General features: G+C 51.1%; 16 protein-coding genes. 9 read left to right on the plus strand and 7 right to left on the minus strand.

Annotated features, from left to right (window positions below; all coding sequences use genetic code 11):
• Window positions 1-26: 26 nt before the first annotated feature.
• From MKX63_RS13850 to MKX63_RS13870, 5 genes are all read left to right on the plus strand, one after another.
• On the plus strand, window positions 27-482 hold the full coding sequence (locus MKX63_RS13850; protein ID WP_341017734.1) for a MerR family transcriptional regulator: 456 nt from the start codon (window positions 27-29) through the stop codon (window positions 480-482).
• Between the two features lie 597 nt (window positions 483-1,079).
• On the plus strand, window positions 1,080-1,928 hold the full coding sequence (locus MKX63_RS13855; RefSeq protein ID WP_341017736.1) for a transporter substrate-binding domain-containing protein: 849 nt from the start codon (window positions 1,080-1,082) through the stop codon (window positions 1,926-1,928).
• An 18-nt stretch (window positions 1,929-1,946) separates the two neighbouring features.
• Entirely contained in the window at window positions 1,947-3,278 is a 1,332-nt protein-coding gene (locus tag MKX63_RS13860; RefSeq protein WP_341017737.1) for a CapA family protein, read from the plus strand.
• A gap of 41 nt (window positions 3,279-3,319) precedes the next feature.
• Window positions 3,320-4,075 (plus strand): amino acid ABC transporter permease, encoded by a 756-nt coding sequence (locus tag MKX63_RS13865; RefSeq protein WP_341017739.1) that lies wholly within the window; start codon window positions 3,320-3,322, stop codon window positions 4,073-4,075.
• Window positions 4,075-4,824, plus strand: a complete 750-nt coding sequence (locus MKX63_RS13870; RefSeq protein WP_341017740.1) for an amino acid ABC transporter ATP-binding protein — start codon at window positions 4,075-4,077, stop codon at window positions 4,822-4,824. Before MKX63_RS13865 ends, MKX63_RS13870 begins: the two co-directional genes overlap by 1 nt.
• A gap of 436 nt (window positions 4,825-5,260) precedes the next feature.
• Here the strand turns inward: MKX63_RS13870 and MKX63_RS13875 are convergent, their stop codons facing one another.
• Window positions 5,261-6,658 carry a helix-turn-helix domain-containing protein gene (locus MKX63_RS13875; RefSeq protein WP_341017741.1) on the minus strand — a complete coding sequence of 466 codons (1,398 nt, stop codon included), beginning with the start codon at window positions 6,656-6,658 and terminating at the stop codon, window positions 5,261-5,263.
• A gap of 389 nt (window positions 6,659-7,047) precedes the next feature.
• Between MKX63_RS13875 and hflK the strand changes: the two genes are divergently transcribed.
• Both hflK and hflC read left to right on the plus strand, forming a co-directional pair.
• Window positions 7,048-8,091 carry an FtsH protease activity modulator HflK gene (gene hflK / locus MKX63_RS13880; RefSeq protein ID WP_341018639.1) on the plus strand — a complete coding sequence of 348 codons (1,044 nt, stop codon included), beginning with the start codon at window positions 7,048-7,050 and terminating at the stop codon, window positions 8,089-8,091.
• Complete coding sequence (gene hflC, locus MKX63_RS13885) at window positions 8,088-8,957, plus strand: protease modulator HflC (protein WP_341017742.1); 870 nt, start codon at window positions 8,088-8,090, stop codon at window positions 8,955-8,957. The genes hflK and hflC overlap by 4 nt, the downstream gene beginning before the upstream one ends.
• Window positions 8,958-9,335: 378 nt before the next feature.
• Here hflC and MKX63_RS13890 read toward each other — a convergent pair whose 3' ends face one another.
• The 5 genes from MKX63_RS13890 to MKX63_RS13910 form a co-directional block, all read right to left on the minus strand.
• Window positions 9,336-10,148, minus strand: a complete 813-nt coding sequence (locus MKX63_RS13890; protein ID WP_341017743.1) for an undecaprenyl-diphosphate phosphatase — start codon at window positions 10,146-10,148, stop codon at window positions 9,336-9,338.
• A 32-nt stretch (window positions 10,149-10,180) separates the two neighbouring features.
• Entirely contained in the window at window positions 10,181-10,774 is a 594-nt protein-coding gene (locus tag MKX63_RS13895; protein ID WP_341017745.1) for a DedA family protein, read from the minus strand.
• Window positions 10,775-11,016: 242 nt separating this feature from the next.
• Entirely contained in the window at window positions 11,017-13,056 is a 2,040-nt protein-coding gene (locus tag MKX63_RS13900; RefSeq protein ID WP_341017747.1) for a serine hydrolase domain-containing protein, read from the minus strand.
• Between the two features lie 117 nt (window positions 13,057-13,173).
• The gene (locus MKX63_RS13905; protein ID WP_341017749.1) at window positions 13,174-14,475 is read right to left on the minus strand and encodes an ATP-binding protein; all 1,302 of its coding nucleotides are present in this window, start codon (window positions 14,473-14,475) and stop codon (window positions 13,174-13,176) included.
• A complete protein-coding gene (locus tag MKX63_RS13910; protein ID WP_341017750.1) occupies window positions 14,462-15,217 on the minus strand; it encodes a LytR/AlgR family response regulator transcription factor in 756 nt (251 codons plus the stop codon). The genes MKX63_RS13905 and MKX63_RS13910 overlap by 14 nt, the downstream gene beginning before the upstream one ends.
• Window positions 15,218-15,261: 44 nt before the next feature.
• Here MKX63_RS13910 and MKX63_RS13915 point away from each other — a divergent pair, with 44 nt between their 5' ends.
• Window positions 15,262-15,465: a hypothetical protein gene (locus MKX63_RS13915; protein WP_341017751.1), complete on the plus strand. Its 204-nt coding sequence runs from the start codon at window positions 15,262-15,264 to the stop codon at window positions 15,463-15,465.
• On the opposite strand, the gene MKX63_RS13920 is transcribed toward MKX63_RS13915, so the two are convergent.
• The gene (locus MKX63_RS13920; protein WP_341017752.1) at window positions 15,445-15,972 is read right to left on the minus strand and encodes a cupin domain-containing protein; all 528 of its coding nucleotides are present in this window, start codon (window positions 15,970-15,972) and stop codon (window positions 15,445-15,447) included. The genes MKX63_RS13915 and MKX63_RS13920 overlap by 21 nt on opposite strands.
• A gap of 474 nt (window positions 15,973-16,446) precedes the next feature.
• On the opposite strand from MKX63_RS13920, the gene MKX63_RS13925 reads away from it, so the two are divergent.
• Entirely contained in the window at window positions 16,447-17,628 is a 1,182-nt protein-coding gene (locus MKX63_RS13925) for a hypothetical protein (protein ID WP_341017754.1), read from the plus strand.
• Window positions 17,629-17,713 lie beyond the last annotated feature (85 nt).

Here is a 17,713-nt window from a genome sequence, read left to right on the forward strand (position 1 = left end):
TATTATTTTTTTCCGGGAGGGATATTATGTATACGGTCAAAGAAGCTGCCGCTATAACCGAACTCACTGAGCATGCGGTACGCTTCTATACGGATAAAGGTCTGGTGCCGAGCATTCAGCGTGATAAGAACAACATCCGGGTATTCGACGATGAATCGGTGAACTGGCTGTACGGGATCAAATGCCTCAAGCAGACAGGTCTCCCCATTGAAAGCATCAAAACCTATGTCGATCTCTGCCTCGAAGGGGATTCGACCATCCCCCAGCGCTTCGCTATGATGATGGAATACAGGGAAGCGGCGCTCATTCAGTTGGAAGAGGCCAAGCAGCGCGTTGCCCATCTGGAAGAGAAGGCCCTTCAGTATCAGGCCATTCTGGAGCAGCGTATCCCCGACCTGACCAATCCCGGCAACTGGGGCAAGCTGCTGGAGCAGGGTGTCAAGGTTCCGGCGCGCCGGAAGAGAGTGGTTCGGTCTTCTTAGGAGTCAGGGGATAGTGAGAAGAGCGGGCTTCGGGCTGCTGGAAGTGGGAAGATGGCGGATGAGAGGGATAAATCCCTTTGGTGGCAAGCGAAAGAGGCTGAATGGATGAAATGAGAGGGATAAATCCCTTTGGTGGCGCTGTAAAAGGCCAAATGGTCGAAATGAGAGGGATAAATCCCATTGGTGGCGCAGAATGTGGCCGGATAGCAAATGAAGAGCATTAGTGCATCTGAATTTCACAAAAGTCGGCCAAACGAGCAAATGAAGAGCATTAGTGCACTTGATTTTCACAAATCGGGGTCAAACGCGTAAATGAAGAGCACTAATACACCTGATCTCATCGAGCATAAGTAGACAGGTATACATTAATTTGGAATACTCCCAGGTTACCTGGGGGATACATATATTAGGCAGATCAACCAAGCACACTCCAGCTATCAATCGACTTTTTTCGCCAGCATTCGTCAATTGCTTTGCCCGTTTACCTTGACACACTGTATACCCCGTGACATAATAATTCCAGACTAAAAGACTATGATAAGTTGGACATCATAGGACAACAAGAGAGAGCTTTTACTAGACGAGGGGGAAGTTATAATGAAGAAGAAATTTGTGCCAGGCATTCTGATTATGTTGCTCGGATTGGTTATTGCAGGCTGCGGTAATGGAAATAAGAATAACGCAGGCTCCGCAGAGACAAACGGCGCGGGAGCCGGTACGAAGACCATCATTGCTGCAACGAGCGGGGTAAGTAATCCTTTTAGCTACGAGAAGGACGGCCAGCTGACAGGTTACGATGTGGAAGTAATGAAGGCGATCTTCAAGGACCTTCCGGAATATAAGCTAGAGGTGCAGGCGATTGAATTCGAAGGGATTCTGACCGGCCTGGATAATGGACGCTTCCAGCTGGGGGCGAACAATTTCAGCTCGAACCCCGAGAGACGCGGCAAATACAATTTCTCTCTCCCGATTATTGAGAATGCGAATGTATTCGTAGTCCGCAAGGACGATAATACCCTTAAGGCGGTAGAAGACCTGAAGGGTTATAAAGCCGTAACAGAAGTAGGTAACTCCGGTGCCACCCTGCTGGAGAATTATAATGAAGCGAACCCGGATGCCAAAGCAGAGATTATCTACACCGACGAGAATTTCGTGAAGCAGTTCGAAGGTATTGAAGCCGGCAAGTACGATGTGCGCATCATTTCCCGTGTCTCTGCCGAGAAGGCCATCAAGGAGCACGGTTTCACCAACCTGAAGGTGGTTGCGTTCTCTACAGAGAATAGCGATCCAGGATCTTATATCCTGCTCTCGAAGTCTGCGGACAGCACCCTGCTGGATACCGTCAACAAGAGAATCAAGGAAATGTATGCAGACGGCACCCTGCTGAAGATTAGCCAAGAGCAGCTTGGCGGCGATTATTTGCCTAAAAAAGAGCTGATGGAGTAACCGGAGGAAGGTGAGCATATGAAATTTCTAGTCTCGGGAGATGCATTATTCTCCAGCAGCAATTTAGATAAGACGATGGACCCGGAGCTGCTGGCTCTTTTGCAAGGGGCCGATGAAGCTTTTACCAATGCAGAGTTCGTGACTCCGCGCCTGAATACCGCTCCGGCGGCAGGCCGCGGCTACCAGACCAGTGTGCGCCCCAAGGCGCTGGACGAATTCGGGAAGCTCAATATCCGTTATGTGAGCTTTGCGAATAATCATACGGGGGATTATGGGACCCAGGGTCTTGTGGATACGATCGAAGAGGCGGAAGCCCGCGGTCTGACCCCGCTTGGAGTGGGCATGAGCCTGCATGAAGCGCGTAAGCCGGTGTTTGTGGATACGCCAGACGGGCGGATTGCCATCATCACCATCGATGTGACGAGAAGCGAAGTGTTCGCTGCCTCGAATCCGGGGAACGGCGTTCCGGCCCGTCCGGGGGTCAACCCGCTGCGCTGGTCGCGTACGTATGTCGTGAACGATCAGGATTTCAGCACGCTCCAGGAGATCAGTGAGCGTATCGGCATCGCTTCCAGCATGGAGGAAGGCAAGAGGATTGAGACGTATAAAAGCAAGTCGGAGAACCACTATGAATTCGGCTCGCTGTTTGAGGGCTATTTAACCTTCGAGAAGGGTGAACAGTCCCGCGTCAAGACGGCAGCGCATGAGCAGGATCAGCAGGAAATCTACCGCAGCATCCAGGATGCGGCGGAGCGCAGTGACTATGTTTTTGTCAGCCTCCATACGCATGAAGGGGAGAATGAGAACTGGTACTCCGATTATCCGGCAGAGTTCATTGAGACCTTCGCGCGGGGGGCGGTGGATGCCGGGGCGAGCTGTGTCTTCGGGCATGGTGCCCACTTCACCAGAGGGGTGGAGCTGTACAAGGGCCAACCTATTTTTTATAACATAGGCAGTCTGTTCATGGAGTTCGAAGCAGGAGAGTCGATTGTATCTCCAGAGATGTTCACCGCCTACGGGTATGCTGAGAATGAAGCTCCATCTACTCTGCACAAGAACAGAACCAAGGACAGCGAAGGGAACTGGCAGGGCTTCTACAGCGACCGCAAGTTCTCGGAGAACTTCCTGGTTATGTTCGATCTGAGTGTGGAGGACAAGCGGTTCAGCTATGAGCTGATTCCGATTGATCTTAGACTTACGCATGATACAGTGACGAAGCGCGGGCTTCCGGTACTGGCTTCGGACGAAGCGGCGGCTTCCCTGGTGGAGCGGCTGAATAAGGTAAGCAACGAACGCTATCATACTGAAATTATCTATGAGGGCAGACGGTTGACGGTCAGACCGTGTTAGAGCGTCGCCTGTAAATTGAACGTGGAAGGAAGTAAGACGGCATGGGAGAGATTTTTGATATTAACGCGGTGTTCACAGCGATACCTCGTCTGTTAGAGGTCCTTCCTGTGAGTCTGCAGATTACGGTCATCTCGATGATCGTCGGCCTTGTCTTTGCGCTGTTGTTCGCCATTATCCGTATGCGCAGAATTCCTGTACTGAGCCAGCTGGTTACACTCTTCATCTCGTTCATCCGCGGAACGCCGATCATTGTGCAGCTGTACCTGACTTATAACGGAATTCCGTTGTTACTCAAATTCATTAATCAGCAGTACGGAACGGATTATAATATCAATGCCATTCCGGCGATGATCTTCGTGCTGGTCACCTTCGCGTTCAATGAAGCGGCATACAACTCGGAGACGATCCGTGCTGCGCTGCAGTCGGTGAATAAGGGCCAGATCGAGGCCGCTGAATCCCTGGGGATGACGTATCTTCAGGTGCTGAGAAGAGTCATTGTTCCGCAGGCGCTTGTGGTGGCGATTCCGCCGCTGGGCAATGCCCTGATCGGACTGCTGAAGGGAACCTCACTGGCCTTCGTTGCGGGTGTAATCGAAATGACCGCCAAGGGGAAAATCATCTCCGGCAGCAACTTCCGCTTCTTCGAGGTGTATCTCGCGCTGGCGATTATCTACTGGATCATGACGATTCTGATTGAGCAGCTTCTGAGATTCCTGGAGCGAAGATTCTCCATTCCGGACTCCGCTACCGGAGCCATGAACCGCGGCTGGTTCTCTTGGGGAAGGAGGGAGATCTGATGATAAAGGTGAGCCATTTATCCAAGTCTTTTCACGGCAATCTGATTCTGGACGATCTCTCTGTCGAGATTAACAAGGGAGATGTCGTGGCCATCATCGGTTCGTCCGGTGCGGGCAAATCCACCTTCCTGCGTTCGCTTAACTGCCTGGAGCAGGCGGACCGGGGCACGCTGGATCTCGAAGGCTTCAAGGTCGATTTCAGCACGATCACGAACAAGCAGCGGCTGGAGCTGCGCAAGCAGACAGCGATGGTATTCCAGCAATTCAATCTGTTCCAGCACCGGACGGCGCTGGATAATGCCAAGGAAGGCCTGAAGATTGTGAAGCGGATGAATGACCGCGAGGCCGCGCAGATTGCTCAGAAGCAGCTGGAGCAGGTAGGCCTTGCTGAGCGTGCTCATTATTATCCGAAGCATCTGTCCGGCGGCCAGCAGCAGCGGGTGGGCATTGCCCGTGCGCTCGCGATGAATCCGAAGCTGCTGCTCCTGGACGAGCCGACCTCAGCGCTTGACCCTGAGCTGGTGGGCGAGGTGCTGCAGACGATTAAGAAGACCGCCGCTACCGGCCAGACCATGATCCTCGTCTCGCATGAGATGAGCTTTGTCTATGAAGTGGCGAATAAGGTGCTTTTCTTGGACAAAGGCAAGATTGTCGAGGAAGGAACGCCGGACGAGGTGTTCAACCATCCGAAGTCCGAGCGGGCCAAGGAGTTCCTGCATAATTATTTCCGCAATAAGTCTAGTATTTAAGAGCATTATAGTAAAAACCCCGAGAAGGCGCAGGTTTGCGCTTTTTCGGGTTTTTTTGGATGTGCAATTAAATTGGTAATCGAAGCTTCGTTGTCACTGAGGTGAACATTTTCAGGCGGACGCTACCGCTCCTACAGTTCCCAATATCCCCTTTTTGCTTTTCGTTAATTTCTTTCGTTCCACTTCTATAGCTATCCTTCTTTGAGGATAGCCGCGAAGCAAAAAACAGACGTCCCCGGTTCTGCGGGAATGTCTGTTGGTCTGTGGGCTTTCATGCGAGCAAAGGGCAGTAAGATAATTTGTATCAAATTATGAATATGCAGGAAAGGTTCAGCCTCCACCCGTACCGTGTCCCATAGTTGAAATTGACAATGGAGTGCTTACATTTACTATAGGTTCTGTGGGTATCACGGGTATAAGAATTGCAATACCCAGACTACAGAGAGCTAGAAGCCGAATAGAAATTCTTAGTATTAGAATTTTTCACTGTTCTGATCAGCAGTTTATATCGCTCCAGCTCTTCTTGTCCGGCTTCATACCGATATTGTTCAAACATATTGATACAAGCGAGTGCTATGCTCTCGTTGTTAATCTTGGAAGCAGATTCTAAACTTTGCAGTACGAAGCTGAATTCTTCATTTCGCTTATTTCGTATATAATAGGCAGCCAGCTCTACGAGGAACCGTGTGTGTTGATCCGATATAATCAACTGGTTGTACTCACCAAACTCTGTAGCATATGTCTGGTATGGAATGTAGTCAGCAAACCGTTCCAGAACGTGATCTACATTCCAGCCATAACGGTTAGCTGAAGCTAGGATATTAGATAAAGCTACAAATAATTCATCTCTTTGGGTTGAAATATGTTCAATATACTCTGAAAGGACATCCTGCTTACCAGACATAACCTGATAGAGCAAAGTATTTGCCTTGCCCCATTCCTGAAACTGAGCTATTGTTCGTTTTGCCTCTTTATCATCTTTTTGTATCCAGCTTGTATCTGTATACAGACTGACAAATTTCAAAGCCGATGTAAAATCATTATGTTCCTCACATATACTTGCGCGCATGAGATGAGAGTAATAAATATAGAAGCATAGCGGTTTTTCAGGTTTTTTCTCTTCACCCATCCTGCGGTTTGATTGACGTTGAAGATTATAGCGAAGAGTAGCCAGATGAAGCATATCCTGAGCTAATTTATCAGCTTTTTCCCATTTATGCAGTGAATAATACACATTTACTAAGTGCTTAAATCCATCCAACTGATCCGCCTCATCGAGCTTATCCAAATAACATTCAAAGATATGAGCCGCTTGCAGATTCCGGGTTTGGTCGTCTCCTAGGGCAATGCGGAAGAGACGGTATTGACACAAGGCCAGCCGTTCAGAGTTCTGGTATTTCTCACTGTCGCTCACGTTCTTATACAGCAATTCTGCTGCTTGCCATAGACCCTCCTGAAACAGCCCTTCTGCCACCTCAAATAACATGGGAGCGTAGGTCAGTTTCTCCAGCAATTGCTGAACCACCTGTTCAATGCAATCCAGACGCCCAAGCTCGGCTGAACGTACTAGAAACGGCCGTAACCGCCGCCAGGTTGGCGGGGAATGATCGAAGCATTCTTCCACATAAAGGCTGTAAAAGTGATCCTCAGGAAGCCCCATTGCCCTCGTAATCCGCTCCAGATGGTTCATGGCAATGGGTTGCTGACCATGAATAAGCCGGCTGAGCGTTCCTGAATTGATTCCGGATTGTCCGGCAAACTGATTAATAGTCATCTTCTGCTGGGACAGATACCCTGTTAATGCATCGCGAATGGTCGTTAGTGTCGGGACCATGTACTCACCACCTGACTAGATTCCAAGAACTATATTTTTATTTTATAGCTGTAATATTATTCTATAATATTCCAATGGTCAATATTTCAAATGAGTACAAACCGTGAAATAGTGGCAATTGACCGAGAGAAACGCAGCGCCTGAGGAAGTTCCAATAGTAGAGTAAAGATAAGTTAAGAATCTGTGAATTTTCCGCTTTTAAGGTTAAAATATTCCTGATTGGGAGTTCATTTTCCGTTGCGGTCAACCAGCCAAACCCGCGAGAATCGCAGCAATATTCAGCTACATTCATTAAAGTCGCAATTTTTGAGACTTTTTTGTTTTGTATCCGTATATATACCTTTAATACGACTAAAATACGCCAAAAGGAGCGATGCATCTTGAATTTCATGAACCAGAATGGCGATAATATCCCAGGGTTCAAGCTGCCGAAATTGAAGCCGGGCATGTACAAAAGGATAGGGGTGGGGGTAGCCGCAGCGGCTGTACTCTTGTATATCGGCGCGACCTCATTTTATACGGTGCAGGAGCAGGAACGTGCAGCTATTCTGACCTTCGGCAAGTATACGGGTGAGAGCTCAGCCGGGCTTCATTTCAAATGGCCTTATCCCATCCAGGATGTAATTACCGTTCCTGCCGAGCTGACCCAGCGGATTCATATCGGATACCGCCAGGAGTCGGATGGAGCGGTGCCTGTGGATGATGAAGCTATGATGATTACGGGCGACGAGAACATTGTCTCTGCCGATGCTGTAGTCCAGTGGAAGATCAGCAATATCCGTGATTACCTGTATAACATCGATAACCCGGAGCATTTCCTGCGTAACTCAGCCAGCTCCTCGATCCGTGCGGTGATTGGATCCGAGAAGCTGGACTATGCGATTACCGACGGAAAGACGGTCATTCAGGATAAGGTACGCGTGCTGCTGGTGGATCTGCAGAAGAAATACAACACCGGTATTCAGATCATCGATATTAAGTTCCAGGATATTGAGCCGCCAAGCGGCCAGGTGGAGGAAGCCTTCCGCGAGGTGACGAACGCCCGTGAAGAGAAGAATACGAAGATCAACAACGCTAAGAAGTATGAGAACGATATCATTCCGAAGGCGCGCGGTGAAGCGCAGGCCCTGCTGGAGAGGGCCGAAGGCGAGAAGAAGTCGCGTATCCTGAATGCGCAGGGGGATGTGGCGCGGTTCAATGCGATTTTTGCCGAATATGCCAACAATCAGAGCGTCACCGAGAGCCGGCTGGTACTGGAGACGTTGGAGCAGATCCTGCCTAATGCCAAAATCTTCATTACCAACTCGAACAGTGATACGGTGAACTATCTGCCGCTGAATGAGCTGATGCGCAGCACCAAGGATAGCACCTCTGCCCCTGCCGCTGTAAATCCGGCCCCTTCAGCCGCACCGCAAGGAGGAGATGCCAAGTGAAAAAAAACCCGATCATCCTATTAATATCCTCTATCGTTCTGATTATTCTGCTGGCCGGCTCTATGTACATCGTGAAGGAAGGGGAATATAAGGTTGTTCTCCGTTTCGGTGAAGCGATGCGTGCGGTGGAGGAGCCGGGGCTGAAGTTCAAGCTGCCTTTTGTCGAGAATGTCTCGGAGCTGCCCAAGTATCAGATGACGTACGAGAGCTCGCCGACCAGCATTCTGACCAAGGACCAGAAGCCGATTGTGGTCGATAATTATACCGTCTGGAGAATCACCAATGCTTCACAGTTCCTGAGAACCGTTCAATCGGTCAGCGGCGGGGTCCAGCGTATCGATGAAGCCGTCTATAACTCGGTGCGACGCAAGCTGTCGGAGATCAATTATGAGAATATCATCAGTGAGGATACCGGCCGGGGCAATATTAATGATGAGATTACCAAGGATGTAAGTGACGCGTTGTCCCGTGATAACTATGGCATTGAAGTCATTGATGTACGGATCAAGCGTACCGACCTGCCGGAAGAGAACAAGCAGAGCGTCTACAACCGGATGATCTCGGACCGCCAGTCCATCGCTGCGCGTTACCTGTCCGAAGGGGACGAGGAATCCAAGAAGATTACCTCCAAGGCGGACCGTGCTTCCCGGGAGCTGATGGCCCAGGCCGAAGCCGACTCCAAGAAGATTATCGCCGAAGGCGAAGGGGAAGCTGCCAAAATCTATAACCAAGCCTATGGAAAATCTCCCCAGTTCTATAGCTTCTACCGCACGTTGCAGAGTTATGTGACCACGCTGAAGAATGAGCCGGTGATCATGATCCCGATCGATTCGCCGTATGCGAAGATCCTGATGGGACAGCAATAGTGTAACAAATACAAGAGCAGCACTTCTTCCATCTTAGGAGGAGTGCTGCTCTTTTCGTTGAGAGGAAGCGCTAGCTTCCCGCTTGGACGGAAAATAGTTGGATTTCCGGCACTTGCTGATCAGCAAATGGGCGATACGAAAACAGCAGTTGGAAAAACAGCACTTAAATTAACCCAATTCAGCGAAAATGGCGGGTATGGACTGATTTAGTTGTTGTTTTTCCACTTGCTTCCGTCGATCCTGCATTAATCGCAGAATTAAGATACGTTTATCCAATTATGGTAAGTGATACAACTCGGGGGAGGGGCAAAACAGAAGGTTCAGGAGCCAGAGAAGGAGGTGGATTCCCTTCAAGCCGGGCCCCTTTACAAGTCCTGGTTACAAGAAAATCAGCAGCAGTGTACCCACCACGAAGCAGTAGTATGAAAAGTAGATCAGGTTCCCCTTCGCCATAATACCGATGAACCAGCGCATGGCGAAGTACGTGGCGACCAGCGTGGTGAGGAAGGCGATCAAGTAGGGCATCGCCAGCGCCGCACGGTTCGGATCATGCGCAATATCAGACGCGCCGAGGATCAGGCCCCCGATGCTGATCGGAATGTACAGCATGAAGGAGAATTTGAGTGCGGTCTCCTGCTTCATCCCGACGGCAATCGAGGCGATGACTGTTGAACCGGAACGGCTGATGCCGGGAATCAGGGCGACTGCCTGAGCCAGCCCGACGATGATGGCGTCCTTCACTTTGAGGTTGCCGTCTCTTTTCTGGCCGCGCAGATTGCGGATCAGCCAGAGGGCTACCCCGGTAATAAGTAAGCTGATGGATACGGTATGTACAGAGGTGAAGACACGTTCGATCGTATCCTTGAAGAATACGGCAGCAACCGCTGCAGGGATTGTGCCGATAACGATGTAGATACAGAACATGAATTCGGACCGGTACTTGGCATCGCGCGTTTTCAGATAACGGAAGAACCCTGTGATTAAGTCCTTGATATCTTTGCGGAAAATAAAACAGATGGCGATCAATGAAGCCGTATTGGTTAAGATTTCAAAAGAGAGTCCATTCTGCTTCATCCCGAGCAGCCGCTGGGCAATGATTAAGTGCCCGCTGGAGGAGACGGGAATCGGTTCCGTCACCCCCTGGACCAGGCCTAAGAGCAGGTATTTCAGCCAATCGAACGCAGATTCCATATTTTCCTCCTAAAGTTGAAAATGCATTATTATTAAGCCTGCCGTCTGCGGTACCGCTTGGACAGGACGTACAGCCCGAACCCTAACAGGAATAGGGTGGCCAACGGCAGAATGTAAGGCTTGACGATCTCGTCCACATGCTCCCACTGCGAACCCAGCTTGTAGCCCAGATAGACATAGATCGAAGTGATCGGAAGCATGGCAAGGAAGGTGTACAGACTGAATTTGAACACATTCATTTTGGCAATCCCGCAAGGAATGGAGATGAGTGTTCTCACACCGGGGATGAAGCGCCCGTAAAAGGCCACACCGCTGCCGTATTTATCAAAAAAACGGTCGGAGGCTTCCAGATGATGCGGACGGATGAAAAAGTACTTCCCGTACTTATGAATTGCAGGTCTGCCGCCGAACCGGCCCAGGGCATACAATGTCAGCGGACCGAGCGTGCCGCCTACCGTACCGGCCAGAATGGTCAGCAGAAGCTTCATATCCCCCAGATACACCCAATATCCGGCAAGCGGAAGTACGATTTCAGCAGGCACAAATTCAAACGACAAGGCGATCATGATTCCCGCATACGACAAATCCTTAAAGAAAAGTATAAATTCCGTAATCCATTCTGTCATGCTGTTCTCTCCCTTCTCAAACAAAAAGCCCCCTATTTAAAGGGGGCAGTCTCATCAACTGTCAGCACCCTCTCATCTTTGCAAGGCATCCGGGATGCCTCTAGTGCTGTGCCTGATATGCTTATAGCATGCCGGTCACAGCGGTATCATCGGGCGAAGCCCTCCACCGAACTCTGGATAAGAGTATTATTCAATTTGATAACATTAAAACACAACTGTAACCCATTAAGCAAGTTTGGGCGTTATCTCAGTTCAATCTTGAACACATCGCCCGCCTGCCCGCCGAAGACGGCCATTCCGCCTTGCGGCAACTTCACTGAAGGGTCCTGGCTCACTCTGGAGTGGCTTACGATCATCCCGTCTGCATCATAGACAACGTATCCACCGCTTGGAGGAGCTGTAACGGTCATAGTTTTGCCGGCGGCTTTCTTGTCTATCTTGAACCATACGCTCTGGCCGTCCGCAGGAACGGTGCTGACCGATGCCCGGCCTCCGTAGATCGGCTTCACGGCATCTCCGCTGATATACTCATTGCCGTCGATGGTTAGATATTCGGCACCGTTCTGCTTGGAGAAGGTCAGATCGAAGGCGTCTCTGCCGTTCATGACCGGAATCTCAGCCGCATTGACGGCGGTATTCTCGTCCACAATCCGCGTCCCGGTGGCGTAGCCCTGTTCAACCTTAACAGTCTTCGTCAAGATGGACGGGGAGAGGTAGAAGAAGGAATTGATTTTCTCATCCACAGCGTAGTAATGCTTCCCGTCTCTCTGTGCCCAGGCCTGGTTCGTAGAAGCATTCAAGGGATTTGCATCCAGCTTCTGATATTCATATGTGACCATCAGCATTTGACCGATACCGGGGATAGTCAAGTGGGTGTTCAGCTTCAGATAGGTTTTGCCGTTCTTCTGCTTGTCGAAGCTCACGGCTGCACTGCCGTCCGGGCTCGTGAACTGTCCCTTGCCGGTATAGATATACTTCTGCGCAGGAATGAGTCCGCCCTCCAGCTCAGGCAGGTTAAGCGCTCCGTCCTTAATGGTTATGGCAGTGGTTGAGCCGACAGTCCCGTATAATCCAGAATAGGCTTCCAGCTCGGCAGGCATCGCCGCTTTGACTGGAGGAGTGAAGGTAGCGTCCGGCAGAATCTTCTGAAGCTTCCCGGTGTCCTTCAAGTAGGCCAGCAGCACATTGGAGGCAAAAATGGTGTTATAAATGGAGCTTCCCCCCGACGAGAGCACTGCGATGGAGATATCGGATTCCGGCAGGGTAATCAGGTCAGCGTGATACATGATGGTATCTCCGCCTTTGGATAAGGCCTTGATTCCGTAATCACCGAATGGTGCCAGATCTACGGCATCCCAGCCCAGACCGTAATTGAAGCTGTTTCTCTCTTCAGGCACCCAGAGCCCATTCTTGTATTCGGGCTGCTGCATCGCTGTAGCGGAGGCTTTCGACAGAACATCCGGGATCTTGCCGTTCAGCATCTCGGCGAATGTGGTCAGATCTTCGGCTGTGGAATAGAGGCCGCCTGCTCCAAGGATATTGGCATTCTCGGCAGGCATTGCCTGTGTAAGGCCTGGGAAGTAGGTTTTGGCAAGCTTCTGCCGGTCAAAGGTGTCCAGCGGCGTTTTGGTGGAGCTTAACTTCAGCGGGCTACTCATGTGCTTATCCAGGAACTCTGTATAGCTGCTCCCCGTCACCTGCTCAATCATCAGCTCCAGCAGCTGAAAGCCGTCATTACAATATACCGAATATGCGCCGGGATCGGATTTGAGCCGCTCGGACTGAAGCCTTGTCAGCAGGTCATCATGATTCTGTGTATCGTTATCGTCCATCAGAATGCTATTCCCGTAGTGACTGCCGTACAGGCCCGAAGAATGGTTCATTAGCATGCGCGGCGTGATCTTCTTGTAGCGCTCATCGGCCATCTTGAACTGCGGCAGATACGTAGTAAGCGGCTGATCGATGTCGATGATCTTATCCTCTGCCAGCATCATGGTGGCAGCGGAGACATGCATTTTGCTGATGGAGCCGATGCCGAACATCGTATCCTTGGTGATGGGCGTCCCGGCTGCCTTATCGGATACACCGAAGCCGCCCGACACTGTAACCTTGCCCTGGTCCCGGATGGCATACTGGAGTCCGCTTACTCCGTAATCGGATAAGATCTTCTCACCCAGCTCCTGCGCCTTGGCCTGCGCTGCCGACTCCTTTTCCTGGGCTGAAGCCGGGGCTGCGGGAATCACCAGCATGGCGGCCAGTACGACTGAAGTTAACTTGTTCATCTTGAATTCCTCCTCTTGTGTCTCTTAGATAACCTTCCTGAAGTTATCATACAGACAGAAGAGAAGAGCTACGCCCGAATAACCCTGAAACGCGGATTACGATCCCTTAAGCGCATTTTATATAGAAGCTTCGCGCGAGAAGGGGAGGACCACCATATTGTTGAATTCCCGCTGCCCGGCCTCTATCGTCATATTCCCGCCGTACTTCTCGCAGATTCTGGAGATATTGGTCAGGCCGATGCCATGGTATTCCGGGTCCTGCTTCCGGCTCTGCAAAGAGGTAGTCTCCGGGGCAGTATGATTCAGGATGCGGATGAACAGCGCGGATTCAGTGGAGTGCATCTGGATCAGAATGTAGCGGTCCTCGGCGAGCCGTAGTTTTTTGGAGGCTTCAATGGCATTGTCCAGCATGTTGCCCAGCACGACGCATAGGTCATAACGGTCGATGTGAAGCTCACCGGGCAGCAGCTTGAGCCGGGTATCGATGCGGATGCCGTTCGCTTGTCCAATATTCAGTGTGTTCGTGACCAGCGCATCCACCGCCAGATGGCCGGTGTTGACCCGCTGGTAGGCATCCTCCACTTTATTCAGCGTAAGCTTGATATGCGCAAGAGCGGCGGCCGGATCATCGCGCCGGATACACTCCTCAATGTAGAGGAACTGCTGGTGGGTGTCGTGGATGATTCTTTTGATCGACTTGAAGCTGTGCACCGTCTTCTCATAGTTGGCGTCCTGATAGTTCATCTGGTGCTGGAGCTGGGCATTCTCATGCATGAACTGGAACTTGTCGGTAATAGTATCGAAGATATAGACGATCATCACATTCAGGAACAGGAAGCCGAGAATCGCAATGAAATAATAGATATTCTTCTTGGAGTCTTCGGTGAGGACATTGATCTGATAGGTGCTGATGAGCGGGACGAGCAGGAACATCACATAATACCGGTAGGGCAATGAGACACTTCGCCGCTTAGAGATCAGCCGGATGATCTGAATCACCGGGAACATAATTATACAGCTCAGGATCAGCCCCTTGATGAAGGCCGGCCGGTCAATCCCCGTACCCGCGTCCATACTGGTGTAGTCAACCGAATCTATCATTGAGAAAATATACAGCGACATAAAGCTGACCACCGTCATCAGCACAGCGTACAGCAGGGAAAAGATCGCCTGGGTCTTCACCTCCACCTTATAGGCTTGCGCCATACTGAAAATCATCAGCAGGGCTACGCCCGAAGATAATATAGGGGACAGCGGGGTGACCAGGTAGAGGAAACAGAGTACCCCGTAGATTAGGAAGTACATGATCCGGTTAGGCTTCCTCGCAGACTTGTCAAATACGGAGGCAAAGAAAAATTGGGTCTGAAAGCACATCACCAGCATCACACAAATGACGAGGGTCAGATTATAATGAGTCATAGGAGTTGCCCTTCATGATCATGAATTTGGTGTAGAAGTCCTTAACTTCTTTGATTTTGGACCGGCCGATGGGGAACTCCTGCCCGCCTGACATCAGCACGCAGCCGCCCGCGAACTTGTGGACATGCAACAGGTTGATAATAATCGAACGGTGGATATGCAGAAAATGGCTGTCCCGCAGTGCTGAAGCGTACTCGGCAATAATCCCTCTGGTCTCATAGATTCCCGTGGTGGTAATCACATTCAGCTTGCTCTTGACCGTCAGGCTCTTGGCCGCCTCAATCCCGATAATATCATCATGCCGCAGGACGACCTCCTCATACCCGGACTTGATGACGATGAACTTCTTATCCTGCGCCTGGAAGTAGTCACATAACTTAAGAATTTTCTCCTCTAGCAGCTGCGGGGCGACGGGCTTGATCAGATACTGGAAGGTAATCACGTCGAAGCTCTCCACCATATATTCAGGGTAGCTGGTCAGGAAGATAATCTGCTCGTCAAAATGCTTCCGGCTTCTGAGCCGGTGCGCCGCCTGAATCCCGTTCATGCCGCCCATCTCCACATCCAGAATCAGGATATGGAAGGGGGCTTCGCCCCGTTCGTAGTGGGAGATTAAGTCCTCTCCCGAAGGGAACAGATCGATTTCAAATTCGGTATCCGTCTTGACGGATAAGCCGACCAGAATTCTCTTCACCAGCTCCCGCTGCTGTTCTTCATCCTCACATACCGCTACTCGATACATTCGAGGGGGCCCCCTTCATTCAGGCGCACGGCCTAAGTGGATAGTTGTACACAACATTATATAGTATTGTCCAGCGGAATGAGCGGATCAAGGGCCAAACGCAGAAGTTAATCCCTGGACTGCAGAAGGGGAGCGGTGAAAATCAGGAGATCAAGGCGAACGCTTCGCTTGGTACGCGGGTCGTTCCGCCCGCCCCGCTGTTTAAGCGTATGTCTCAGGCACTGCTGCTACTTCCACAGCCGCAGTAGCGGCCCAGCCTCGCCATAGACGGGATCACGCTCCGGCAGCGGAACTTCGCGGATCTCGGGGAGCGCCGCCGCGAAGTCATCCGGGTTCGCTTGGCGGGTGTTATAGTCCATGCCGCCGGGATATGCGCCGGCGATACGGAAGTCATGCGTGGCTGTGAGCTTCTTGTGTGCCGTTCCGGCAGGCAGCACCACAACATCACCGGTCTCCAAGTTGGCGGTGTATCCGGCATCTCCGCCAAGCTGGAGGCTGGCGCTGCCGGAGATCACGCCCAGCACCTCATGCGCATTGCTGTGATAGTGGTGATAGGGGAAGACGCCATTCACCCAGCTGTTCAGCCAGCCGTTGGCATTGAAGATCTGTTCGGTGTCTTCCGGATGGTCCCGGAGAACACCTTTATACAGCAGGACCGGAAGCTTCTGGTTGTTCGGCAGCAGCCCATCCGGCTCGAAGCGGAGCTTCATTATAGATTCGTTCTGCTCCCGGCTTGCATAGTTGTGTTCTGGCATACGGATCATCTCCTACGTGAATTTTGGTATATATAGAATTACCCTAAGGTTGGTAATGTAACTTGGGCGTGTGAGAATTACTTTAACTAATGGCTTGCTGAGGGTATACCGCGCCCCGATTAGGAGGCAAGGGCAGGCTTAAGTGCAATTCGTACAACTAAATCGTCCGATGTGCCGCCAAATTTCCATTTAGATGTAGTTCGTGCAATTAAAATGCCCCTATACCTGGATTTTCGCCAATCCGGGCAAATTTAGTTGTACAGACTGCAATTAGAAGCGGAAGTCCACCCGTTTCACTGTTTTTAGTTGCACAAAATACACTTACCTCTGTTTTTTGCTAGAACGCCTGCGATTGGTGAAATTATAAGTGCAAATAATATAGCGGGGCTATTTTCTACCTGCTTGTAAAAGGGTAATTGATGGCATACAGTGTAACGTAGCTGTTATAGAGGGTTGCGAAAGGGAGGGAATATAGTGAGAATTATCCGTAAAATCAGTACCCTGCTGGCAGCCGCGCTGCTGCTGCCTGCCATTCTGGTGCCGCCGGGGGCACAGGCTGCACCCGCCGGGGCGAAAGCTGCACCATCCGGGACGGTGGCCGCTGCCGCTGCACCCGCCCAGAGTCTGGCCACGAACGGGCTGGTGCCGCTGACCGGCGCCATCAACGGCAATCTGCCGATTCATATGTCCATTAAGGTGGAGAGCGGCGGGAAGCTGACCGGAAGCTATTATTATGATAAATACAAGAAGACGATCAGGCTCACCGGTACAGTCAGCGGCAAATACGCAAATATGTATGAATACGATGCGAAGGGCAAGGAAACCGGCCATTTCGAGGGCTGGTGGATTCCCGGCACCGGCTTCGCCGGAGTGTGGAGCAACCCGGACGGCACCCGCCAGCTTCCGGTGGAGGCATTGACGGCTGCCGCCGCAGCCAGCGCCAAGGTTCCGGCCGCAGCGGACTGGAGCGGGGAATGGTATATGGAATCTTATTCGCCCTTCTTCGGGGCTTATGTTGAATTCAGCAATGTGAAGAGCGATAAGCTGGTCTTCTCGGTGGATGCCTATGATGGAGCCCATTCCGGCCAGCTGTATGAAGAATCGGCAGTAGTCCGCAAACGGATGGCCGTCTACAAGGAAGAGGACGGTTCCGTGGTCTTTTTCTATCTGCTGAACGGCAATTTGTATGTTACCAGCCCTTCACCGGTATATTCCGCCGGGGCGAATGTAACCTATACCGGCCACTATACAAGAGACCCGCAAGAGACCGTCTACACGCTGCGGGACACCGGTGTCTTCAAGACAGCCGCAGATGATAAGGCCTTCCGTAAGCTGGTAGGGGAAGATTATGACCTGTTTCTGTACAGTATGCAGCTGCTGAATGAGCCGAAGGATCTGGACGGTAAAGGGGCAAAAGTGATAGAGGGCGGCGTAAGAGGGCTGTTCACCCTTACGGAAGCCATTATCATGTATGATAAGCAGGGGCATTTCTGGGCGGCTGCGCTCGATTCGGATGAACCCTCAGATTCAGAGGAGATTCCTGAGACCTTTGTGCGGTTCTATACCAATGTTCCGGGCACCAGCAAGCTGCCGAAGACGATTGTGAAATGGATGGAGGGTTTTCCCGATTACACGGTGGTCTACATGAATTTCTAAACCTTGCGCCAGAGCGTTTTAACTTTTCCATAACGGGTACATTGAAAGAGTGAGGGTCCGTTTGGCATGGGTAGCTACTGCACGA

This window comes from Paenibacillus sp. FSL R7-0179 (assembly GCF_038002265.1).
Lineage (GTDB): Bacteria > Bacillota > Bacilli > Paenibacillales > Paenibacillaceae > Paenibacillus_AQ.